General features: G+C 69.2%; 20 protein-coding genes. 16 read left to right on the forward strand and 4 right to left on the reverse strand.

The window, feature by feature from the left end; all coding sequences use genetic code 11:
• Positions 1 to 16 precede the first annotated feature (16 nt).
• The 6 genes from bufB (HEP74_RS00505) to HEP74_RS00530 all read left to right on the forward strand — a co-directional run bounded on the left by bufB (HEP74_RS00505) (position 17) and on the right by HEP74_RS00530 (position 4068).
• Complete coding sequence (bufB, locus tag HEP74_RS00505) at positions 17 to 859, forward strand: MNIO family bufferin maturase (RefSeq protein ID WP_221893147.1); 843 nt, start codon at positions 17 to 19, stop codon at positions 857 to 859.
• A complete protein-coding gene (locus HEP74_RS00510; protein ID WP_185814723.1) occupies positions 856 to 1617 on the forward strand; it encodes an HvfC/BufC N-terminal domain-containing protein in 762 nt (253 codons plus the stop codon). Before bufB (HEP74_RS00505) ends, HEP74_RS00510 begins: the two co-directional genes overlap by 4 nt.
• Complete coding sequence (locus HEP74_RS00515; RefSeq protein ID WP_185814724.1) at positions 1614 to 2072, forward strand: DoxX family protein; 459 nt, start codon at positions 1614 to 1616, stop codon at positions 2070 to 2072. Before HEP74_RS00510 ends, HEP74_RS00515 begins: the two co-directional genes overlap by 4 nt.
• A gap of 86 nt (positions 2073 to 2158) precedes the next feature.
• A complete protein-coding gene (gene bufA2 / locus HEP74_RS00520; RefSeq protein ID WP_185814725.1) occupies positions 2159 to 2434 on the forward strand; it encodes a BufA2 family periplasmic bufferin-type metallophore in 276 nt (91 codons plus the stop codon).
• A gap of 66 nt (positions 2435 to 2500) precedes the next feature.
• On the forward strand, positions 2501 to 3334 hold the full coding sequence (gene bufB, locus HEP74_RS00525; RefSeq protein ID WP_185814726.1) for an MNIO family bufferin maturase: 834 nt from the start codon (positions 2501 to 2503) through the stop codon (positions 3332 to 3334).
• Positions 3331 to 4068 carry an HvfC/BufC N-terminal domain-containing protein gene (locus tag HEP74_RS00530; RefSeq protein ID WP_185814727.1) on the forward strand — a complete coding sequence of 246 codons (738 nt, stop codon included), beginning with the start codon at positions 3331 to 3333 and terminating at the stop codon, positions 4066 to 4068. Before bufB (HEP74_RS00525) ends, HEP74_RS00530 begins: the two co-directional genes overlap by 4 nt.
• Before the next feature lie 31 nt (positions 4069 to 4099).
• Here HEP74_RS00530 and HEP74_RS00535 read toward each other — a convergent pair whose 3' ends face one another.
• The 4 genes from HEP74_RS00535 to HEP74_RS00550 form a co-directional block, all read right to left on the reverse strand.
• Positions 4100 to 5116 carry a TIGR00266 family protein gene (locus tag HEP74_RS00535; protein ID WP_185814728.1) on the reverse strand — a complete coding sequence of 339 codons (1017 nt, stop codon included), beginning with the start codon at positions 5114 to 5116 and terminating at the stop codon, positions 4100 to 4102.
• Between the two features lie 262 nt (positions 5117 to 5378).
• The gene (locus HEP74_RS00540; RefSeq protein WP_185814729.1) at positions 5379 to 6236 is read right to left on the reverse strand and encodes an acid phosphatase; all 858 of its coding nucleotides are present in this window, start codon (positions 6234 to 6236) and stop codon (positions 5379 to 5381) included.
• A 482-nt stretch (positions 6237 to 6718) separates the two neighbouring features.
• A complete protein-coding gene (locus HEP74_RS00545) occupies positions 6719 to 7504 on the reverse strand; it encodes a rhomboid family intramembrane serine protease (RefSeq protein ID WP_185814730.1) in 786 nt (261 codons plus the stop codon).
• 96 nt (positions 7505 to 7600) lie between these two features.
• Entirely contained in the window at positions 7601 to 8554 is a 954-nt protein-coding gene (locus HEP74_RS00550) for a TerC family protein (RefSeq protein ID WP_179570442.1), read from the reverse strand.
• 256 nt (positions 8555 to 8810) lie between these two features.
• On the opposite strand from HEP74_RS00550, the gene HEP74_RS00555 reads away from it, so the two are divergent.
• The 10 genes from HEP74_RS00555 (at position 8811) to HEP74_RS00600 (ending at position 22883) form a co-directional block, all read left to right on the forward strand.
• Positions 8811 to 9992: a class I SAM-dependent rRNA methyltransferase gene (locus HEP74_RS00555; protein ID WP_185814731.1), complete on the forward strand. Its 1182-nt coding sequence runs from the start codon at positions 8811 to 8813 to the stop codon at positions 9990 to 9992.
• Between the two features lie 740 nt (positions 9993 to 10732).
• Complete coding sequence (locus HEP74_RS00560; RefSeq protein ID WP_185814732.1) at positions 10733 to 13900, forward strand: TonB-dependent receptor; 3168 nt, start codon at positions 10733 to 10735, stop codon at positions 13898 to 13900.
• 137 nt (positions 13901 to 14037) lie between these two features.
• On the forward strand, positions 14038 to 14802 hold the full coding sequence (locus HEP74_RS00565) for a SapC family protein (RefSeq protein WP_185814733.1): 765 nt from the start codon (positions 14038 to 14040) through the stop codon (positions 14800 to 14802).
• Positions 14803 to 14807: 5 nt separating this feature from the next.
• Positions 14808 to 15827, forward strand: a complete 1020-nt coding sequence (locus tag HEP74_RS00570; RefSeq protein WP_185814734.1) for a cupin-like domain-containing protein — start codon at positions 14808 to 14810, stop codon at positions 15825 to 15827.
• 68 nt (positions 15828 to 15895) lie between these two features.
• Positions 15896 to 17419, forward strand: coding sequence for a tryptophan halogenase family protein (locus tag HEP74_RS00575; protein WP_185814735.1), 1524 nt, complete (start codon positions 15896 to 15898; stop codon positions 17417 to 17419).
• A 280-nt stretch (positions 17420 to 17699) separates the two neighbouring features.
• Positions 17700 to 18155 (forward strand): hypothetical protein, encoded by a 456-nt coding sequence (locus HEP74_RS00580; RefSeq protein WP_185814736.1) that lies wholly within the window; start codon positions 17700 to 17702, stop codon positions 18153 to 18155.
• Positions 18156 to 18300: 145 nt separating this feature from the next.
• The gene (locus tag HEP74_RS00585; RefSeq protein WP_185814737.1) at positions 18301 to 19557 is read left to right on the forward strand and encodes a dipeptidase; all 1257 of its coding nucleotides are present in this window, start codon (positions 18301 to 18303) and stop codon (positions 19555 to 19557) included.
• A 138-nt stretch (positions 19558 to 19695) separates the two neighbouring features.
• Complete coding sequence (locus HEP74_RS00590; RefSeq protein ID WP_185814738.1) at positions 19696 to 20847, forward strand: glycerate kinase; 1152 nt, start codon at positions 19696 to 19698, stop codon at positions 20845 to 20847.
• A gap of 235 nt (positions 20848 to 21082) precedes the next feature.
• On the forward strand, positions 21083 to 21487 hold the full coding sequence (locus HEP74_RS00595; RefSeq protein WP_185814739.1) for a DUF2628 domain-containing protein: 405 nt from the start codon (positions 21083 to 21085) through the stop codon (positions 21485 to 21487).
• A gap of 184 nt (positions 21488 to 21671) precedes the next feature.
• Positions 21672 to 22883: an MFS transporter gene (locus tag HEP74_RS00600; protein WP_185814740.1), complete on the forward strand. Its 1212-nt coding sequence runs from the start codon at positions 21672 to 21674 to the stop codon at positions 22881 to 22883.
• Positions 22884 to 23117: the final 234 nt, after the last annotated feature.

Below are 23117 nucleotides of genomic sequence, written 5' to 3' on the forward strand. Positions count from 1 at the left end.
GCGCGGCGCCACGGCCGTGCAGCTCGGCGCCGGCATCGGCCTGAAGCCGCAGCACTACGCGCAGGCGCTGGACTGCCCTGCGCCGGGGCTGTGGTTCGAGGTGCACCCGGAGAACTACCTGGTCCAGGGCGGGCCGCGGCTGGCCTGGCTCGCCGCGATCGCCGCGCGCCACCCGCTGTCGCTGCACGGCGTGTCGCTGTCGCTGGCGGCCGATGCCGATCCGGATGCGCGGCACCTGCGCCGCCTGGCCGCGCTCGCCGAGCGGGTCCAGCCGTGGCAGGTGTCCGAGCACCTGGCCTGGTCGGCCTGGCGCGGCCGCTACCATCCGGACCTGTTGCCGGTACCGCGCAGCGCCGCGGCGCTGGCCCGCGTGGTGGCCAATGTGCAGCGGGCGCAGGAGGCGCTCGGCCGCCTCTTGGCGATCGAGAATCCTAGCCACTATCTGGAGCTGCCCGGGCACACCTGGAGCGAACCGGATTTCCTGGCCGAACTGGTGCGGCGCAGCGGTTGCCGGCTATTGCTGGACATCAACAATGTCCATGTCAGCGCGCACAACCTGGGGTTCGACGCCTACGCCTACCTGCATGCCTTCCCCGCCGATGCGGTGGTGGAAGTGCATGTGGCCGGCCATGCCGAGGATGCGGCGGACGCGCGGACGCTGCTGATCGATTCGCACGACGCGCCGGTGGATGCCGCCGTCTGGGACCTGTACGCGCATTTCCTGGACATCGCCGGGCCGCGACCGACCTTGATCGAGCGCGATGGCAACGTACCCGCATTCGATGCGCTGCTGCTGGAGCGCGATCGTGCGCAGCGGCTGCTGGAGCGGGCCGCGACGCGGCGGCGGTGGGCGGCATGAGCGCATTGGCGCAGTTCCAGGACGGGTTCGTGCGCGCGCTGTACGGCGATGGCGATGCCGCCGGGCTGGCAGCGCAACCGGGATTCCGCATCTACCGCAACACCGTGCTGCGCGCCTGCATCGAGGCGTTGCAGGCGAATTTTCCGAGCGTGGAGCGGCTGGTGGGAGCGGCATGGTTCGAGGACGCGGCGCGTGCCTATGCCCGGCGCAGCCCGCCCGACGATGTGCGCCTGCTGCACTACGGCGGCGACTTCGATGCGTTTCTCGCCGCGCTTCCCGAGGCCGGGCAGTTGCCTTATCTGCCGGGTGTGGCGCAACTGGATCGCAGCTGGCGCGAGGCGCATGTCGCGGCCGACGCCGCCGTCCTCGATCCGCAGGCCGTGGCCGCCTTGCCTGGCGAACAACTGGCGGCCGCGCGCCTGACCGTGCATCCGAGCGCGCGCTGGCATTGGTTCGAGGCGTTGCCGGTGTACTCGATCTGGTGTGCGCAGCGCGATGCGGCGCCGGTGCCCGAGCTTGCGTGGCGCGGCGAAGGCGCACTGCTGCTGCGGCATGGCGGTCAGGTGCATCGGCATGCGCTGGGCCTGGGTGGTTGCGTGCTGCTGCAGGCCTGCCGCGGCGGCGCCACGCTGCAGGCCGCGGCAGCGCAGGCGCAGCAGGCCGAGCCCACGCTGGCGCTGGCCGACACCTTCGCGGCGCTGCTGGGTGCCGGCGCGTTTTCTTCCCTCGACCTCTCTTCCATGCAAGGAATTCCATGACGTCTCTTCTCGCTTCCGCGGACCCGCGTGCCGCGTGGAATCGTCTTGCCGCCGCGGTGTCGCAGCGGGTCGGCCATTCGGCGCTGGCACTGCTGTTCCGGCTGTCGATCGCCGCGATCTTCTTCCTGTCCGGACGCACCAAGGTCAGCGGCGTGCTGACCATCACCGACAGCACCTACGCGCTGTTCCGCGAGGACTACCGCGTGCCGCTGCTTGCGCCGGAACTGGCCGCGCACCTGGCCGCCTACTCGGAGCACCTGTTCCCGTTGCTGCTGGTGTTGGGCCTGTGCACGCGGCTGTCGGCGCTGGCGTTGCTGGGCATGACCGCGGTGATCGAGATCTTCGTCTATCCCGATGCCTGGCCCACGCACCTGAGCTGGGCCGCGCTGCTGTCGTACCTGATCTTTCGCGGTGCCGGCCGCGTATCGCTGGACCGGCTGCTGCGCATCGCATGATTGTCGTATCGCGCTGTAACCGCGGCGACGCTTGCGCCGAAGTACCTGCTGCCAATTCGGCATCCGTCCATCACCGAGGAACGTCCATGATCGCTACCCGTACCGTTACCGGCTTCGCCGCCACCGCCGCCCTGCTTGCCGTCGCCGCGGCCAGCGTTCCGGCCACCGCCAGCGCCGCCGCCAAGGGCGATGCCAAGCTCGTCGCCTGCTATGGCATCAACAGCTGCAAGGGCCAGTCCGATTGCAAATCCGGCAGCCACGAGTGCAAGGGTCAGAACGCGTGCAAGGGCCAGGGCTTCAAGGATGTGACGGTGAAGCAGTGCAAGTCGGCCGGCGGCTCGCTGACCGCGCCCGCCGCCTGAGGCGACACCTCTGTTCCGGCCGGCGCCACGCGTCCGGCCGGGACGACCAACGAGACCTTGCGCCAGATGGACACGATCGCGCCTTTCCACGGCTTCGGGTTGGGCCTGCGCCCGCCGCACTATCCGCTGTATCTCGAGGAGCCGCCCGCACTGGATTTCGTCGAGGCGATCTCGGAGAACTTCATGGTTGCCGGCGGCCGGCCGCTGCACGTACTGGACCGGGTGCGCGAGCGCTACCCGGTGGCGCTGCACGGCGTGTCCATGTCGCTGGGCTCGGCCGATGGACTCGATCGCGACTATCTGCTGCGGCTCAAGCACCTCACGCGGCGCGTGCGCCCGCTGTGGGTCTCCGACCATCTGAGCTGGAGCGCGGTCGCAGGATTCAATTCGCACGATCTGCTGCCGCTGCCCTACGACGGCGAAGCGCTGGACGTCGTTTGCGCCAACATCGCCCACGCCCAGGACGTGCTGGAGCGGCCATTGCTGCTTGAGAACCCGTCCACCTATCTGGCCTTCGCAGGCGCAATGAGCGAAGCGGCGTTCCTGCGCGAGGTGTGCGCACGCACCGGCTGCTATCTGCTGCTCGACGTCAACAATGTCTACGTCAGCGCCGTCAACCATGGTGCCGATCCGCAGGCCTATCTGGACGCGCTGCCCTGGGACCGGATACGCCAGGTGCACCTGGCCGGACATAGCCAGGGCCGCGAGCTGTTGATCGATACCCACGACCACCCCGTCTGCGACCCGGTGTGGGCGCTGTACGCGACGGTGTGCCGGCGTATCGGCGCGATGGCGACCATGATCGAGCGCGACGACCGGATCCCGCCGCTGTCCGAGTTGCTGGACGAGCTGCAGATCGCCCGGCGCATCGCCGCCAACGCGGCACGCGCGGCCGCATGAGCCTGCTCGACCTGCAGCGCCGCTTCTCGGGTTGGCTGCGCGACCCCGCGGCCGATGCGGATACCTGCCTGGATGCGCGCCAGCGCCCGGGCCTGCGCGTGTATCGGCATGCCTACCGCGCGCAGCTCGGCGACGCGTTGCGCGACACCTACGCCACCACCCTGGCCTGGCTGGGCGAGGTCGCGTTCGACGCGGCCGCGGCCGGCTACGTGGCGCGGCATCCTCCTTCTGCCTGGAACCTTGGCGCCTACGGCGACCGCTTCGGTGCCTACCTGCGCGTGTGCCATCCCGAGCGCCCGGAACTTGCCGACCTGGCCTGGCTCGACCTGGCCCTGCGCCGCGCTTTCGATGGGGTCGACGCGGCGCCGGTGACGCTGGCGGCACTGGCCGGCGTGGACTGGGAGCAGGCGCGCCTGCGCTTCGTGCCGACCCTGCGCCGTCGCCGCATGCGCAGCAACGCCGCTGCGATCTGGCTGGCACTGTCGGAGGGGCGTGCGCCGCCTGCGGCGGTACGCCTGTCCGAAGCTGTGACGATCCGGGTCTGGCGCAAGGGCTTGTCGCCCTATTTCCAGAGCATGTCGCCGCTGGAGGCGCGCATGCTGCGCGATGGCCTGGCCGGATTGCGCTTCGGTGCGTTGTGCCGGCATGCGCCTGACGACGATCCGGCGCTGGTCGGGCGGGTGCTGGAACAGTGGTTGCGCGACGAACTGCTGGAGGCGGTCGTGCCGGGGTGAGCGGTGCACGCATGCGCCGCTCACCCGCAACTCAGAAGTTGTTGTCGCCGTCCAGCATCCGGCCCAGGCCGCCGAGCACCGAGCCTTCGCCGCGGTTCTGCCCGCCGCCCTGCGGCGCGGCGGCGAACATGCGTCCGGCCAGGCGCGAGAACGGCAGCGATTGCAGCCACACCTTGCCCGGGCCGGTCAGCGTGGCCAGGAACATGCCTTCGCCGCCGAAGAACATGCTCTTGATGCCGCTGACCGGGCGCACGTCCATGTCCACCGTGGAATGGAACGCGACCACGCAGCCGGTGTCCACGTCCAGGCGTTCGCCGGCGGTCAGCTCGCGCTCGACCACGCAGCCGCCGGCATGCACGAACACCCAGCCGTCGCCTTCCAGCTTCTGCATGATGAAGCCCTCGCCGCCGAACAGGCCGGTCATGATCTTGCGCTGGAAGTGGATGCCCAGCGACACGCCGCGCGCGCCGGCCAGGAAGCTGTCCTTCTGGCAGATCAGGCGGCCGCCGTGCTGGTCCAGCTTCATCGCCAGCACCGTGCCGGGATACGGCGCGGCGAAGGCGACCTTGGCCTTGCCCTGGCCCTGGTGGGTGAACACGGTGGTGAACAGGCTCTCGCCGGTGACCAGGCGCTTGCCGGCCGAGAACAGCTTGCCCATCAGCCCGCCGCCCTGGTTGTTGGAGCCATCGCCGAACACGGTGTCCATCTGCACCACGGCGTCCTTGAACATCAGCGCGCCGGCCTCGGCGACCGCGCTCTCGCCCGGATCCAGCTCGATCTCCACGAACTGCATCTCGTGGCCGACGATGCGGAAATCGATGTCGTCGGCGCGACCGCTGCCGCCGGGCGGGGGCGGCAGGTCCGGCGGCAGGCTGGCCGCGCTCGCGCCGCGCAGGTCGTCGATCTGGTTGGCCGGTTTCCAGCCGCTCTGGCCCTGGCGCCAGGCCATGGCGGCGGGGTTGGTGCGGGCGAAGGCGATGGCATCGGCGTCGTCGAACGGGCCGGAGCGGGTCTGCTCGCTGCCGGTCAGGAAATACCACTGGGTCATGGCTGCAGGTCCTTGGCGGAAATCTGCGGCGAGTCTAGCCCGCCGTCCCGGTCGGTTCGCATCTGCCCAAAGGCATGGGTGGGATGTTCGCCGAATGGAGCAACGTCAATCACGACGAAACGAAGCGGCGCTATCCCGGATCGAAAAGCGTCGCGGCTGAAGCCGCTCCTACAGAAAAGCGAGCCTGGACAAGTACAAGCGGCACGCACGCCTTTGTAGGAGCGGCTTCAGCCGCGACCGATCGATCAATCACCGCAGCGCCCTACAGCGCGCTCTCCGGCCGCACCTGCAGGGTCGCGGCTTCCGCGGCGCAGTCCTGGGCCGGCGTCAGGCCCTGCGCGCGCGCGGCGGCAATCTCCTTGCGCGCGTCCTCCAGATCGGCGCGGAACGCCGGGTCGGCATGCAGGCGGGCCACCGTCGCCGCGCCCATGAAGCGGCCGGCCAGCACGTCGCTCTGCCAGTGTACGTTGCACACCAGCCGGCTTTCGCCGTAGTTGCGGCCGCGCGCGATCAAGGCGTCGGCGCGGTCGGGCGCGAGCTCGCCGAGGATCAGTGCCCAGGCCCAGCCGATGGCGCTGTGCCCGGAAGGATAGGCGCCGCTGTGGCGCAGCCCGTCCTCGTCGTCCGGGGTGCAGACCGGTTGCTGGTTGAGCATGAACGGGCGCGGCCGCCGGTAGTGGTTCTTGGCCGCCTTGGTCGCGGCGCTGGCGTCGATGCGGCTGCGTTCCAGCAAGGTGTACAGGTGCGGGGTGCGCTGCGCATCGATGGACACGCCCAGCGCGCAGGCGAACTGGCCGGCGCCGGCCGGGAAGCTCAGATCCGCGTCGCGTGCGGCCTGTTGCCAGCGCGCACTGCCGCGCAGCGCCAGCGCCTCGCGGTTCACCGCCTGGTCCAGCGCCTGCCCGGGCGAATTCTCGGCCGGCGGCGCCGGCACCAGCTGCAGGCTGGCCGGGACCGCGGCAGGCGCGAGGTAGCCGACCGCCTTGCCCGGCTCGGCCGCGGCCATCGCCTGGTCCGGTGCCGCCGGCGCACGCGCGGGCGACGTGCTGCAGCCGGCGAGCGCGAGCGCCAGCAGGGCGAGGGCGGCAGAACGGGAACGGAAGGCAGGGGATGCGGGCATGCGATCTGGGGCGGGCGGCGAGGGATCGGCCAGTGTACGGCCGGTGCCGTGGCGCGGCAGGCCGCCATGGCGCAGGTCGGCGGGTCTGGAGCGGTACTGCCTGCAGCAGCCAGGTCGATGCAGCCAGCGTGCGCGCGAGGCGGTATTGGACCGGGACGGCAGCAATCATGCCGAGCGGGCGGCGAACTTGTGGAGCGACTTCAGGGCACCTCTAATAACCTCGATTCCGAGAATTGCACGCTAGGCACATCAATCACTTGCGAACGCTTAGGCCGAGCTCTTTGGGGTCATTAGAGGTGCCCTTCAGTCGCGACGGGCCTTATCGGTAATGCGTCGCGACCGAAGTCGCTCCCACAAAAAGCCCGCGCCAACCGCAAACACCTGGGCGCATGCTCCAGCGCTTGCCTCCCACGGCGAAGCGCAGCAGGCAGGCAGCGGCTGTCGTACTGCGCAGCGGGGTCGCCACGTCCGCTGCGGAGGCCTCAGCCCTCGTCGCGCTCCTGCCGCGGCGGGAAGCGCAACACCACCCCGCGCGGCACCGAGGGCGGTTGCCACAGCACCGGCACCTGCGCCGGCGGAGGCGGCTCCAACTCGTCGTGCAAGGGCGCCAGGGTTTCTTCGTCCTCGTCTTCCCAGCTGTAGCGCTTGCGCGGCGGCAGCGGGTCGCGGTGGCGCAGCAGCAGGGCCGCGACCGCGCCGCCCAGTGCGCCGCCCAGGTGCGACTGCCAGGACACGCCGGCCTCATGCGGCAGCACCGTCACCAGCATGCCGCCGTAGAACAGGAACGCGATCATGCTGGCGGCGATCGCGGCGCGGTCGCGGCGCAGCAGTCCCAGCACGAACACCAGGAACAGCAGGCCGTGGGTGACGCCGCTGGCGCCCAGATGGTGGCTGCCGGGTTCGCCGAGCAGCCATGCGCCCAGGCCCGAGCCCAGCCACAGCAGCGGCAGCGCCGCCAGGGTGGCACGCGGGTACACGCTGCCGGCCAGGGTGCCCAGGATCAGCAGCGCGCCGGCATTGGCGGCCAGGTGTTCCAGCGACCCGTGCAGCAAGGGCGCGGTCAGCAGCCCGAGCAGGCCGCTGGCCTGCTGCGGCCCCACCGACCACGGCCGCCAGTCGAACAGGCCCTGGCTGGCGAACACCGCCACCAGCACCGCGATCAGGGCGAGGCTGGCGTTGAAGGCGCGCAGGATCCGGGCCCGGTCGAAGCGGTCCTGCGCCTGCGCATCGTCGGCAGGCGGGGACGGGGAGAGCGGAGAAGTGTCCATGGTCCCTGGATGGCGGCGCCCATCGCCCAAGGCAAGGCGCCGCCGGTGGGAGGGACTGGCCGCGGCCGCGGGACAATCCCGCGGCCGCGGCGCGCCTCAGTGCGCCGGCTTGGCCGGGCGCAGCAGGCTCAGCGCCACCGTCGCGCCGATGATCAGCGCCACCGCCAGCAGCGAGACCAGCACCGGGATCTTGTACAGGTCGATGATCAGCATCTTGGTGCCGATGAAGACCAGCACGATCGCGAGCCCGTACGGCAGCAGGTGGAAGCGGTCGGCCATGCCCGCCAGCAGGAAGAACATCGCGCGCAGGCCCAGCACCGCGAACACGTTGGAGGTCAGCACCAGGAACGGATCGGTGGTGATCGCGAAGATCGCCGGGATGCTGTCCACCGCGAAGATCACGTCGGTGATGGCGATCAGCATCAGCACCGCGAACAGCGGCGTGTACCAGCGCTTGCCTTCCTGGGTCACGCTCAGCGCGTTGCCGTGGTACTGCGGGGTCAGGCGCAGGTGCTTGCGCATGAAACGCAGCACCGGGTTGGCTTCCAGGTCCGGCTCCTTGCCCGCTGAGAACCACATCTTGATGCCGGTCAGCAGCAGGAACGCGCCGAACACGTACAGCAGCCAGTGGAACTTGGTCAGCAGCACCGAGCCGGCGAAGATCATGATCGCGCGCAGCACGATCGCGCCGAGTACGCCGATCACCAGCACGCGCTGGCGCTGCTCCTCCGGCACCGCGAAGTAGCTCATGATCATCAGGAACACGAAGATGTTGTCGACCGCCAGCGACTTCTCCACCAGGTAGCCGGTCAGGAACTCCAGTCCGTACTGGTTGCCGGTGGCCACGTCGATGGTCTCGCGCAGGTACCACCACAGGCCGGCATTGAACGCCAGCGCCAGCCCGATCCAGCCCAGGCTCCACCACAGCGCTTCCTTGAAGGTGACCTTGTGCGGACCGCCGTGGCGCATCAGCACCAGATCCGCCAGCAGCGCCGCGATCACCACGATCGCGAAACCGCTCCACAACCACACGTTGCCTATCGTTTGCATGGGGAATTCCCGTCAGTGAAGGTTGAACCTCGGGCCGCGGCGGCGAGGCGTCCTGGACGGAAACGATGGGGTTCGTTCCAGGGAATGCCTTCGCCACTGCGGCGAAGGTCTCGCTCGCAGCCGATGGTCTGGCTGCCGTTGCACCGGAGCCTGCTGGCTCGAATTGACGGCGACAACGTTGGGAGCTACTCCCCTTCTGCGCCCATTCTTGCGGCTGGCGGCGGTGGCGTCAATCGGGGCGGATACAATGGCGTTCATGAATACTCCCCTGCCCGTAGTCCGCCTCAAGAACGCCTGGCGCTCCAGCCATCCGTGGATCTTCCAGAAACTGGTCGAAAAACCCGCCGCCAAGCCCAAGCCGGGTAGCCTCGTCGACGTGGTCGGGGTGGACGGGGAGTGGATCGGCCGCGGTTTCTACAACGGCCATTCGCGCATCGCCGTGCGCATCCTGGAGATCGATCGCGACGTGCCCGTCGACGAAGCCTGGTTCGCCGGCAAGATCGCCGAGGCGGTGTCGCTGCGCCGCGACGTGCTGAAGCTGGACGCGGTGTCCGATGCCTGGCGCGTGGTGCATGCCGAAGGCGACGGCCTGTCCGGGCTGGTGGTGGACCGCTATGGCGATCTGCTGGTGGTGGAGTTCTTCAGCGCCGGCATGTTCCGCTACCGCGACTGGATCTACGCCGCGCTGCGCACCCAGTTCCCCGGCGCGCGCTTCTACAGCTTCGCCGAGGAGCACGTGCAGAAGCAGGAGAGCTTCGACTATCGCCCGGTATCCAGCAGCGGCGAGCGCCCGGAGCCGGCGATCATCAGCGAATACGGCGTGCGTTTCCGCGCCGATCCGGCCGGCGCGCACAAGACCGGCTTCTTCGCCGATCAGCGCGAGAACCGGCAGTGGCTGAGCCAGCAGGTGGCCGGCAAGCGCGTGCTCGACCTGTGCTGCAACACCGGCGGCTTCGCCGTCTACGCCAAGGTGCGCGGTGCCGAGGAGGTGGTCGGCGTGGACATCGACGAGGACGTGATCGAGATCGCCAAGGGCAACGCCAAGCTCAACGACGTGCGGCTCAAGTTCGTGCAGGCCGACATCTTCCCGTACCTGCGCGATGCCGCGGTGCGCGGCGACCGCTACGACGTGGTGATCCTGGACCCGGCCAAGATGACCCGCGACCGCGACCAGGTGATCCCGGCGCTGAAGAAATACCTGGACATGAACAAGTTGGCTTTGGGCGTGGTCGCGCCCGGCGGCCTGTTCGCCACGTTCTCCTGCACCGGCCTGGTCGCCGAGCAGGAGTTCCTGGACATGCTGCGCCGCGCCGCGTATTTCTCCGGCCGCACGATCCAGATCCTGAAGGTGGCCGGTGCCGGCGCCGACCACCCGTTCATGGCCCACGTGCAGGAATCGCGTTATCTGAAAGCGGTGTTCTGCCGCGTGCTGAACTGAGCCGCCGCGGCGCGCCGGCATTCGCCGCGCGCTGCGAGATCGCGTTACCACGGACATGCCGGGCGGGCTGCCGACGCAGCGCTGGCGCTGTTGCGGGCTGACCAGCGCCCGCACAGTCGCGTGCGCCGGGTCGGCCACGTATTCATGCCACTGCGCTTACCGCAGTGCATCGCATCCATCACGTCATCCCGCTTCGGCGACGCGCTGCAAGCACACGCCTGCGGCGCGCATCAACATGCGCAACGGCAACTGCGTTCGCCCATCGCACACCGCGCGAATTGCGCAACGTCGGCGCTGATAACGCTTACATCGTGGTCTGCATCTCAGCAGATGTACGCATAACGTAGCTTTGTTGCGCCGCACGGTGACAAACGCCGGCACACGGGATTAGGTTTGCGCCGTCGGGTGATAGCGCTATCACTCTCGGCCAGGTGCCGGGAAATGCGGTTGTCGCGTCACCCGCCGCGGCGCCAGCGCCGCACGGCTTTCGATTCGGGTTCGTATCGGCATTCGCTGTAGCGGGCGGCTTGGTCAGCGTCTGGGTTGGAAACGGGTGTGCGATGGCACCCGGCGCCCTTCGGGGGAAGGCGCGATCCATCCATCGATCGAGAAGTAGGGGATCACATGCAGGCATGCAGCGATGCGTGTCACGTACCAGGGACCGCTTCGACGTCGGCATTCGCCGCGTCGTACGCCGCAGACGGCGTTGCCCGTCCGACTCCAGCACCGAGGACATTCTGATGCGTCAGCAGTTGAAGAAGTTCCGCTCCAAGGCCATGTTCACCTTCGTCGGCGGGGTGCTGGTGATCAATCCGGCGTTCGCCCAGCAGGCGCCGCAGACCCAGGCGCAGGCCCAGACCAGCCAGCAGCAGTCCTCTGCCGATGCGACCACGCTGGACACGGTCAGCGTCACCGGCATCCGCAACAGCCTCAACCAGTCGATGGGGATCAAGCGCGACAACGCCGGCGTGGTCGATGCGATCAGCGCCGAGGACATCGGCAAGTTTCCCGACACCAATCTGGCCGAGTCGCTGCAGCGCATCACCGGCATCTCGATCGAGCGCCGCGACGGCGAAGGCGCGCAGGTCACCGCGCGCGGCTTCGGCCCGCAGTTCAATGCGGTCACCCTCAACGGCCGGGTGATTCCCGGCGCCGACGCATTCGGCGCGCCGGGCGCGGTACCGATCGGCGGCGTGGACGGCGGCACCCGCGCGTTCAACTTCGCCCAGCTCGCTTCCGAGGCGATCACCGGCCTGGAGGTGTACAAGACCAGCCGCGCCAATGCGCCCAGCGGCGGCATCGGCGCCACCATCAACATCGTCACCGACCGCCCGTTCAATCACAAAGGCCTGGTCGCCAGCGCCGGCGCCAAGGCCGCATACGACGACTCGCAGCCGTTCGACAACAAGGTCACGCCGGAAGTGTCCGGCATCTTCAGCTACACCAACCCGGACAAGACCTGGGGCATCGGCCTGAGCGGCAGCTACCAGAAGCGCCGCGGCGGTTCGGTGCAGGCGACCGAGAACGGCTGGAACATCCAGCGCTGGACCGGGACCGATCCGGCGCTGCGTCCGGACGCCACCGTGCAGAACGCGCCGGCGATCGGCCAGCTCTACGGCATGCCCAACGACCTGCGCTACGCCTTCGCCGATTTCGAACGCGAGCGGCTCAACGGCCAGGCGGTGGTGCAGTTCGCGCCGACCGACAGCCTGACCCTGACCCTGGACTACACCTACTCCAGCAACGAGATCCGCGAGGACCGCGGCGAGCAGGGCATCTGGCTGCAGCGCGCCAACAGCTTCACCGACCTGGTGTTCGACACCGGGCAGGCGGTGGCCACGCCGGTGTACCTGCGCGACGTGCCCAACGGCGCCAAGGACTTCGGCATGGAGCAGCAGCGCAACATGCAGAAGTACAAGCTCGGCTCGCTGGGCTTCAACGCCGACTGGCAAGCCACCGACCGCCTGCGCCTGACCTTCGATGCGCACAACTCCAAGACCCAGAGCCTGCCCAACGATCCGGTCACCGGCGGCAGCGCCACCTATTTCAGCTATGCCGGCACCAACAACTGCACCACCGGCACGCAATGCGGCGGCCAGTGGGCGCAGGAACTGTTCTTCAACAACGGCCTGCCGATCGGTGCGCGCACCTGGTATCCGACCGCGGCCGATTCGGTCGCCGGGACCAACGGCCTGGTCAACCAGGACTTCTCCCCGGCCGAAATCGGCTCGCAGGTGCTGCGCATCTATTACCAGAGCCAGGTGACGGAGGTGAAGGAAGGGCGCGTCGACGGCCAGTTCGACTTCGACAACGGCCGCTTCCAGTTCGGCGTGGACAGCGCCAAGACCACGATGCACCGGCGCATCAGCGACACCAACTCGACGCTGGGCGACTGGAGCGTGGCCAATGCCGGCAACGAGCCGGGCATGATCGATCTGCTGCAGCCGGTCAGCATCACCGGCATGTTCAACGACTTCAACGCCTCCGGCGCCGCGCCGAATGCCTGGCGCGGCAATGCCGACCAGCTGGCGCTGTGGGGAGGCAGTGCCTACGGCGCGACCACGCGCTACAACCCGCAGTTCAGCTCCGACAACTTGGTCGAGGAGAAGACCCGCGCCGCCTACATGCAGCTGGAGTTCGACGGCGAGCTCGGCGGCATGACTACCAATACCCGCATCGGCGTGCGCTACGAGAAGACCGACGTGGTCTCCACCTCGCAGGTGGCGCTCCCGACCGCGCTGGAATGGCAGGCCAACAACGACTTCCAGCTGCTGCGCTCCGCCGAGCTGCAACCGTTCAGCGAAAAGCACAGCTATAGCCACGTCCTGCCGAACCTGGATTTCAGCATCAACCTCACCGACACGCTGAAAGCCCGGGCCTCGTTCGGGCAGAGCATCGCGCGGGCGCCGTATACCAACCTGATCGCCGGGCCGACCCCGGGCACGCCGAGCGGCTCGATCCTGGTCAATCCGTCCACGCGCGCGGCCGGCAATTCGGAGAACCCGAGCCTGGATCCGCTGGAATCGAACAACCTGGACCTGGCGCTGGAGTGGTACTTCGCCGACGCCAGCTACGTGTCGCTGACGTTCTGGGACAAGCGCGTGTCCAACTTCATCGGCACCAGCGTCACCCGCGAAAACCTGTACGGCCTGCGCGATCCCACCTCCGGACCGGACGCGCAGGCGGCGCTGGCGTTCCTGCAGAGCGCGGCCTGCGCCGCGCAGGTCGGTGCCGCCGGCAACGACGTGGCGGGGGCCTGCTCGGCCAACGACACCTCGCTGTTCTCGGCGGTGGCGATGCTGCGCAACGCCGCGGCGACCGGTGGGCTGGGCGCCTACAACGGCAGCTCGGCGCAGACCCTGGCGCTGGAAAACGCCTACGACCTGGTCGGCGAGGCGGACGATCCGCTGTACGAGTTCGACGTGTCGCGTCCGATCAACCAGAACAACGCCAAGATCCACGGCTGGGAACTCGGTGGTCAGTACTTCCTCGGCGACACCGGCTTCGGCGTCTACGCCAACTACACCATCGTCAAGGGCGACGTCGGCTTCGACAACACGGTGCTGGACCGCGACCAGTTCGCGCTGCTCGGCCTCAGCGACACCGCCAACGTCATGCTGATGTACGAGAAGTACGGGTGGAGCGCGCGCCTGGCCTGGAACTGGCGCGACGAATACCTGATCGCGGCCAACCAGAACGGGGCCAGCCGCAATCCGTACTACGTCGAGCCGTACCAGCAGCTGGACCTGAGCGTGAGCTACGCCATCACCGACAACCTGTCGATCGGCTTCGAAGCGATCAACCTCACCAGCGAGGACGTGCGCTGGCACGGGCGCTCGGAGAAGCAGGTGATCAAGGTGATCGACCAGAGCCCGCGCTACACCCTGGGCGTGCGCTACAACTTCTGAGCCCGGCAGGCCGCGCGCGGCAATGGCCGCGTGCGGCAACGGCGCCCACGCCGCAGCGCGTCTTGCGGGCGCGGCGCTTTGCTGCAATGGTCGCGTGGCGTCCCACCCAGTTCCGCCACCGATCCGCTGGAGTCCAGATGGCCCGATACGAATTGCTCAACAACGTGGCCCACCAGGACCTGCGGGTGATCCTGCGCTTCGGCCCGGAGTTCGGCGACGCCGCCGGCGTGGTGCAGGCGTTCCCGACCGAATACGCCGAGTTGCAGCGCGAGTATCCGATCCTGCTGCGCAAGGACCCGGACGGCGGCGGTTTCCAGTCGGTGGCGCTGCTGGGCTTCGAGCAGCAGGAAAACCTGTTCCTGCAGGACGCGCGCTGGAATGCGGCATACCTGCCGGGCATCGTCGCCAAGGGGCCGTTCCTGATCGGGTTCCAGGAGCAGCAGGAGGACGGCGTGCTGCGCCGCGAACCGGTGATCCACGTCGATCTGGACCACCCGCGGGTGAGTTTCGACGAAGGCGAACGGGTGTTCCTGCCGCAGGGCGGGAACAGTCCGTATCTGGAGCACATCATCACCGTGCTGCGCGGCATCCGCGACGGCGTGGAAGGCGGCGACGCGATGTTCGCCGCCTTCGATGCGTTGGGCCTGATCCAGCCGCTGCGCATCGACGTGCAGCTTGGGCAGGCGCACAACGTGCATCTGGCCGGGCTGTACGGCATCGACCGCGAACGGCTGGCGGCGCTGGATGCGCCGTCGCTGCATGGGCTGCACCGCGCCGGTTACCTGGAAGGGGTCTATCTGCTGCTGGCGTCGCTGCACAACATGCGCCGGCTGATGGCCGAGAAGCAGCGCCGCCTGCAGCATGTCGGCGTGGACGCGGTCGCCTCCGGGCAGGCCGCCTGAGCGACGTGGACGCGTTGGCGGCGATTGCCGAGCGTAACGATTGCCGGGCCGGCGCATTGCCGCTGGCCGACCTGCTCGCCGCAGGCGAGCCGGTGGTGCTGCGTGGCGTGGCGCGCGACTGGGCGCTGGTCCAGGCCGGCCTGCGCGACACCCGCGAGGCGATGGACCTGTTGCGCGGGCACAGCAACGGCCGCGCGCTGCAATATTCCTACGGCGCGCCGGAGATCGCCGGCCGGCCGTTCTACAACGACGACTTCACCGCGTTGAACTTCGAGGTGCGGCGCAGCGACCTGCACGGCCTGCTGGAGGCGATCGCCACGCACCTGGACGATCCGCGGCCGCCGGCCTACTACCTGGCCTCGCTGCCGGTGGACGACAACCTGCCGGGATTCCGCGACGGCAACGATGTGGACTTCGCCGCGCATGGCCTGCAGGTGCGGCCGAGCATCTGGATCGGCAACCGCATCACCGCGTCCTGCCACTACGACGCGCCGAACAACCTGGCCTGCTGCGCGGTCGGCCGGCGCCGCTTCACCGTGTTCCCGCCGGAGCAGATCGGCAATCTCTATCCCGGTCCGCTGGAGCCGACCCCGGGCGGGCAGGCGATCAGCGTGGTGGATTTCGCCGCGCCCGACGTCGCGCGCTACCCACGCTTTGCCGAGGCGCTGGCGCACGGCCGCAGCGCGGTGCTGGAACCGGGCGATGCGCTGTTCCTGCCCAGCCTGTGGTGGCATCACGTGGAAGGGCTGGAGCCGTTCAACGTGCTGGTCAACTACTGGTGGAGCAGCGCGCCGGCCCATCTGCCGGCACCGATGCAGGCGCTGTATCACGCGCTGTGGGCGATCCGCGACCGGCCCGAGGCGGAGAAGGAGGCGTGGCGCGCCATCTTCGACTACTACGTGTTCGGCCCGGCCGAGCGCGCCGGCGCGCACCTGCCGGCGCCGGCGCGGCAACTGCTCGGGCCGATCGACGACATGCAGGCGCGGCAGCTGCGCGCGATGCTGCTGGCCAAGCTCAACCGCTGACCGCGGCCCATCCAAGGCTGCGCGCCGCCGCGCGCGCCACCATCCATCACTGCAGGAGAGACGACGCAATGGCCCAGATACGCAAGGTGGTGATCGCGGGTGGCGGCACGGCAGGCTGGATCGCCGCCTGCGCGCTGGCGCACCAGTTCCGCGACCTGCTGGACATCACCCTGATCGAATCCGAGCAGATCGGCACGGTCGGCGTCGGCGAATCCACGGTGCCGCCGATCCGCAGCTTCCATCGGTTCCTGCAGATCGACGAACAGGAGTTCCTGCGCAGCGTCGCGGGCACCTTCAAGCTCTCCATTTCCTTCGAGAACTGGCCACGGCACGGCGCGCGCTACATCCACCCGTTCGGCCTCACCGGACAAAGCACTTTGGTTTGCGCGTTCCACCATTTCTGGCTGGAGGCGCAGCGGCGCGGGATGGTCTCCGAACTGGGCGACTACTGCCTGGAAACCGTGGCCTCGCGCGTGGACCGCTTCGCGCTGCAGCAGTCGCCGCCGGTCAACTACGCCTATCACCTGGATGCCGGGTTGTACGCGCGGCTGCTGCGCCGTCACGCCGAGCGCCACGGCCTCAAGCGCGTGGAAGGCAAGATCCAGCAGGTGCGGCAGCACGCCGAGAGCGGATTCGTCGAGGCGCTGCTGCTGGAAGACGGCACGCTGGTCGAAGGCGACCTGTTCATCGACTGCACCGGGTTCCGCGGCCTGTTGATCGAGCAGACCCTGCACACCGGCTACGAAGACTGGAAGCAGTGGCTGCCATGCGATCGCGCGGTGGCGGTACAGACCGAAGCGGTGGCGGCGCCGGTGCCGTACACCCGGGCCATCGCCCACGCCGCGGGCTGGCGCTGGCATATCCCGCTGCAGCACCGCGTCGGCTGCGGGCTGGTGTTTTCCAGCGCGCATCTGTCCGACGACGAAGCGCGCGCCAAGTTGCTGCACGACGCCGCCGCGCCGCCGATCAAGGACCCGTGGCTGGTGCCGTTCCGCACCGGCCGCCGGCTCAAGGCCTGGAACAAGAACGTGGTTTCTTTGGGCCTGGCCAGCGGCTTCATCGAACCGCTGGAATCGACCAGCATCCACCTGACCATCGCCGCGGTGATGCGGCTGATCACGCTGTTCCCCACCGACGGCATCGCGCCGTCGATGGCCGACCTCTACAACGAGGTCAGCCGCGCCGAGATGGAGCACGTGCGCGATTTCATCATCCTGCACTACCACGCCAACCAGCGCGACGAACCGATGTGGCAGGCCTGCCGCGAGATGACGTTGCCCGATTCGCTGCAGCAGCGGTTGCGCGCCTGGCGCGAGCGAGCGCATGCCTGGCAAGGCAGCGACGAACTGTTCCGGGTGGATTCGTGGATCCACGTGCTGCTCGGCCAGGGCATCGTGCCGGCGCAGCACCACCTGCTGGCGCGTGCGCTGCCGGACCAGCAGCTGCAGCAGTTCCTCGACACGATCCGCCAGCCCATCGACCGCGCGGTGGCGCAGATGCCGTCGCAGCAGGACTTCATCGCGCGTTATTGCCAGGCCGGTCCGGAAGTATGGGCGGGGCAGACCCCCGTTGCGGCATCGGCATCGGCATGACGCGGAGTGGAGTGCGTAGCGGTGCGCAGGTCGCGCCGGTCGCGTCACGCAAGCGCGGGATCGATCGGTAGCGCCGTAAGCGTTGCGCGGCCTTTCCACGCAATGCACTCGCGCTCTGCCGCAGACTGGTGTGTCCGACCCGCGGGCGCTACGCTTTCGCGGCGCGCGGCAGGGCAGGGTTCGGAGTCCCTGTCCAAGCATTGTTCCCCGCTGCGGCGATCCCTGGGAGGCTGCCGTGCACACGCCAACGACTACCGCTTGTCCCGATCCGGCGTCGCCGTTGCGCTACCCGTCCAGCTATCCGCCGACCAGCGCGCGCCAGCGATTCTTCATCGGCGTCAGGTGGCTCGGCCCGGACCTGTCGTTCTTCGGGCGACTCCGCGCCCAGCAGAAGGCGCGCAGCACCGCGTTGCTGGATCTGTGGGGCGGCGGCGCGCGGCAGCGGGCGGCGCGCGTGATCGGTGCGATCCTGGCGCGGCGCCTGCGCTGGCCCGGTCCCTGTTTCCTGCCCGAGGACGCGTTCGCCGTCGTCTGCGGCGGACCGCGCTTCGGTGCGCTCGACATCGACTACGACGTCGAGGACGCTATCGGCGAAATCGAGGAGCAGCTCGGGATCGCGATGCCTGCCTGTTTCTGGGAGGGGACGGCGACGCAGACCCTGGGCGAGATGGTCGATGCGCTGCTGGCGGCGGGGGCGCTGCATGGCGAAGCATGCACGCCGCATGCATCCGGCTGACCGGCATCGCTCGCAGCAGCCCGGACCGATCTGACCGAGCGGCGGGCGCCACCACCCCGATGCGCGCACCTACCCGCCGTGGCGGGTCGCGGCAGACGCGGCATGGCTATCATCGAATCGTCGCTCTCTCCGAGAATTCCTGCGTATGAACCTGCACGCCCTATGCCTTTCCGTATCGTTGGCGCTGACCGCGGCGTTGCCGGCGCATGCCGTCGACTTCACCAAGGCGGAGCTGGCGCGCGCCACCGCGCTGCAGCAGCGCCTGCTGACGCTGGATTCGCATCTGGATACGCCGGCCAATTTCGAGCGCGGCGATTTCGACATGATGGCTGCGCATGCCGGCAATCGCCTGGCGCAGGTGGACTATCCGCGCATGCTGGACGGCGCGCTGGACGGCGGCTTCTGGGCGATCTACACCGGCCAGGGCGATCGCAGTAAGCAAGCGCACCTGGACGATCGCGACGCCGGGCTGCAGCGCCTGATGGCGATCCACGCGCTGCTCGCGGCCTATCCAAAGCAGTTCGGCTTGGCCACCACGCCGGCCGATGCGGCGCGGATCAAGGCCGCCGGCAAGCGCGTGGTGTACCTGAGCATGGAGAACGCCAGCCCGCTGGTCGCCGATCCCACGCTGCTGCGCTTCTATTACGCGCAAGGCCTGCGGCTGATGAGCACGGCGCATTTCCTCAACAACGAGTTCGCCGATTCGGCCACCGATCCGAAGGGACCGGAATGGCAGGGCTTGAGTCCCGCAGGTCGGGAGCTGGTGCAGCAGGCGCAGAAGCTGGGCATCGTCATCGACCAGTCGCATGCCTCCGATGCGGTGTTCGATCAGCTGATCGCGCTGTCGCCGGTGCCGATCCTGCTTTCGCACAGCGGCGCGCGCGCGGTGCATGCGCATCCGCGCAACATCGACGATGCGCGGCTGAAGGTGCTGGCGGCGCACGGCGGGGTGATCCAGATGAATTCCTACGGCGGCTACCTGATCGACAACGGTGCCGGCCCCGAGCGCAAGGCCGCCGAGGAAGCATTGATGGCCAAATACGGCGGCTGGGAGCATCTGCAGCTGGCCGACGGGCTCAAGCTCGGCGAAGAGATGAAGGCGCTGGACGCCAAGTATCCGGTGCGGCAGGCGACGCTGGACGACTTCTTCGCGCACCTGGAGCATGTGTTGACGCTGATCGGTCCCGAGCACGTGGGCATCGGCATGGACTGGGATGGCGGTGGCGGCGTGGTCGGCATGGAGGACGTGACCGACCTGCCCAAGATCACCGCCTGGTTGCTGCGCAAGGGCTACAGCGAGCAGCAGATCGCCGCCATCTGGGGCGGCAACGTGCTGCGGGTGATGCAGCAGGCGCAGGACTGGGCGGCGGCGCAGGCGCACGCCGGGTCTACTGGGACCTAGGCAGGCGGCCGGTTCACGCGATCGCCCCTGGTGGTGGCGCTCGCCGATGACCGAAGACCGGCTCAGGCCCGGCATCGGCGTACGCAGTGCCGCACGCGCCAAACCGTCGCCGTCGCATCGGCTAGCATCGGGGCGACCATGAAGATCGTCATCGCCCCGGATTCGTTCAAGGAAAGCCTGTCGGCGCTGGAGGCGGCCACGCAGATCGAGGCGGGGTTTCGCGAAGTGTTTCCGGCGTGGAGCTACGTCAAGGTGCCGGTCGCCGACGGCGGCGAGGGCACGGTCGCGGCGCTGGTCGCGGCCACCGGCGGCCGCGTCGTCGGGCGCACGGTGACCGGGCCGCTGGGCGCGCCGGTCGAAGCCTTCTTCGGCATCACCGGCGATGGCCGCACCGGCATCGTCGAAATGGCCGCGGCGAGCGGGCTGGCGCTGGTGCCGGCGGGCCGCCGCGACCCGCTCGCCGCCACCAGCTACGGCGTCGGCGAACTGCTCTTGGCAGCGCTGGATGCCGGCGCGCGCAAGCTCATCGTCGGTGTCGGCGGTAGCGCCAGCAACGACGGTGGCGCCGGCATGGCGCAGGCGCTGGGCGTGCGCCTGCTCGACGCGCACGGCCGTGCGCTGGACGCCGGCGTGGGCGGTGGCGCACTGGCGAGGCTGGCGCGGATCGATGCCAGCGGCCTGGATCCGCGCTTGCGACAGTGCGCGATCGAGGTCGCCTGCGATGTCGACAATCCGCTGACCGGGCCGGCGGGCGCTTCGGCGGTGTTCGGGCCGCAGAAGGGCGCCACCCCGGCGCTGGTCGCCCAGCTCGACGCCAACCTGCAGCACTACGCCACGGTGATCGAAACCGACCTCGGCATCGCGCTCGCCGGGTTGCCCGGTGGCGGGGCCGGCGGCGGTCTGGGCGCCGCGCTGGTCGCGTTTCTGGGCGCGCAGCTGCGCCCGGGCGCGGACATCGTCGCCGAGGCGCTGGGGCTGGACGCGCTGGTGGCCGATGCCGACCTTGTGATCACCGGCGAGGGCCGCCTCGACCGCCAGAGCGTCCACGGCAAGACCCCGCTCGGCGTGGCCCGCATCGCCAAACGCCACGGCAAGCCGGTGGTCGCGATCGCCGGCGGTCTGGGGGCCGGTGCCGAGCTTCTGCATGCGCACGGCATCGACGCGATGTTCGGCGCGGTGCAGCGTGCTTGCACGCTGGAGCAGGCGCTGGCCGAGGCCGCGGCGAACCTGCGCCTGGCGGCCAGGAACGTGGCCGAGGCGATCAGGATCGGGCGCGGCCTGGGACGCTGATTGGAGCTTGGCGTCGCGCGCGCCAGCGGCGCATGCATGCGGCGTCTGCGGCGTTCGCAGGCCGAGTTCCTGACGCCTATACCGCCCCGCTGTGGATCCGGTGCCTGGCTCCTATGCAGCCCACTGCATCGACGGACCATGCGCACCAGATTGGTGCCAAATCTGGGCCGCGTATGGTGCGCAGCAGCCTATTCAGCTACAATGAAAACGATTACATAAAAGGAATTGCGTCTCCATGAGTACCCAGAACCTCCCCGAGCGCGCGCCGCTCAGCCCGAAGTGGCAGTTCCGCTTCGACTTCTTCGACCGCCACGGCGGGCCTGCCTCGCCCGGCTTCAAGCCGGCGTTCAAGGCGCTGCCGTCGTTCGGCGACCGCCTGAAGATCAACATGAACTTCTTCGCGTTCTTCTTCGGCTGGATCTACTTCTTCATCCTCGGCCTGTGGCGCAAGGCGATCGTGCTGATCGGCATCTCGCTGCTGATCGGCGTGCTGTCGTTCTTCCTGCCGCGGATGGTCGTCAACGGCCTGGGCGTGGCGTATTCGGTGCTGGTCGGCATGATCGCCAACTACGCCTACTACCTGGAAGTGAAGAAGGGCAGCACCAGCTGGAACCCCTTCGAAGGCATGCGCTGGTGGTAACCCGCCGGTCGCGCCGCGCCGGCTGAGTCCGCACGGCGCGACCAGGCGTGCCGCCACTTCCCGCGCGGATCGCGCGGGGGCTGGGCACGCGGCCTAGCCACGACGCAACGCTGTGTCGTGGCGGGACGGCTTGAGTCCGCCGGCGTCGGCGCCTACCGTGGCGCCTTCGCTGCCAGGCTCCCCCATGTCCCCACACGCTTCCCAGGCCGATGCGGCACCCGCCGGTCTGTCCTCCGGCCTGATCGCGCTGTTCGCCGCCGCTTGCGGTCTGGCGGTGGCCAACATCTATTTCTCGCAACCGCTGATCGGCATCATCGCGCCGGAGCTGCGCCTGCACGCGGGCCTGGCCGGGCTGATCGTGGCGCTGACCCAACTCGGCTACGGCGCCGGCCTGTTGTTGCTGGTGCCGCTGGCCGACGTGGCCGAGAACCGGCGCCTGGCGATCCTGCTGCTGGGCGGGGTGGTGCTGGGCCTGCTCGGCATCGGCCTGTCGCAGTCGGCGGCCGGTTTCCTGATCGGCTCGTTCGTGGTCGGCGTGTGTGCGGTGGCCACGCAGATCCTGGTGCCGTTCGCCTCGCACCTGGCGCCGGAGGCCAGCCGCGGCCGCGTGGTCGGCACGGTGATGGGCGGGCTGCTGGCCGGGATCATGCTGGCGCGTCCGTTCTCCAGCTTCGTCGCCGCCAGCCTGGGCTGGCGCGCGGTGTTCTTCCTGTCCGCGGGCATGATGCTGTTGCTGATGGCGGTGCTGCGCTGGCGCCTGCCGCAGCGCCGGCCCGCGCAGCGCGCGTCCTACGCCGCGGTGCTGGCCTCGCTGCCACGGCTGTATGCCGCCACGCCGCTGCTGCGCCGGCGCGCGTTCTACCAGGGCATGATGTTCGCCGCGTTCAACGTGTTCTGGACCGGCTCGCCGCTGCTGCTGGCGCAGTCCTTCGGCATGGACCAGCGGCATATCGCGCTGTTCGCGCTGGCCGGCGCCGCCGGCGCCCTGGTCGCGCCGCTGGCCGGGCGCATGGCCGACCGCGGCTGGACCCGCCCGGCCACCGGCTGGGCGCTGGCCGCGGCGGCGTTGTCGTTCGGCATCGGCGCCTGGGCCGCGCACGCGCATGCGCTGCTGTGGCTGGTGGTCGCCGCGCTGGTGCTGGATGCGGCGGTGCAGGTATGCCAGGTGCTGAGCCTGCGCAGCATCTACATGCTGGCCCCGGAGCAGCGCGGCCGCCTCAACGGCCTGTTCATGACCTCGGTGTTCGTGTGCGGCGCCACCGGTTCGTTGCTGGCCGCGGCGGTCTTCGCCTATGCCGGCTGGCCGGGGCTGTCGTTGCTCGGCGCCGGCTTCGGCACGGCGGCGCTGCTGTTCTACTTCAGCGAATTTCGGCGGGCGGCGGTGGCGGCGCGTTGAGCGCGTCCCGGTGCGTTGCCTTCTGCTTGGATCGGGTGATGCTCGCATCCGTTTCAAGGCATGCATTTATGGCAATCGGCAGGACCCGGCGCCGCGCAATTTGTCCCTCTCCCGTTGAGAGAAGGCCACCGTAGGGCGGACGAGGGGGCGGGCGTAGCCTCGTGCATCCAAACTCGGCGAGACGCTTTCGCGCCGTACCCTCACCCCAACCCCTCTCCCGGTGGGAGAGGGGCT

Source organism: Xanthomonas sp. SS, assembly GCF_014236835.1.
Taxonomy (GTDB): domain Bacteria; phylum Pseudomonadota; class Gammaproteobacteria; order Xanthomonadales; family Xanthomonadaceae; genus Xanthomonas_A.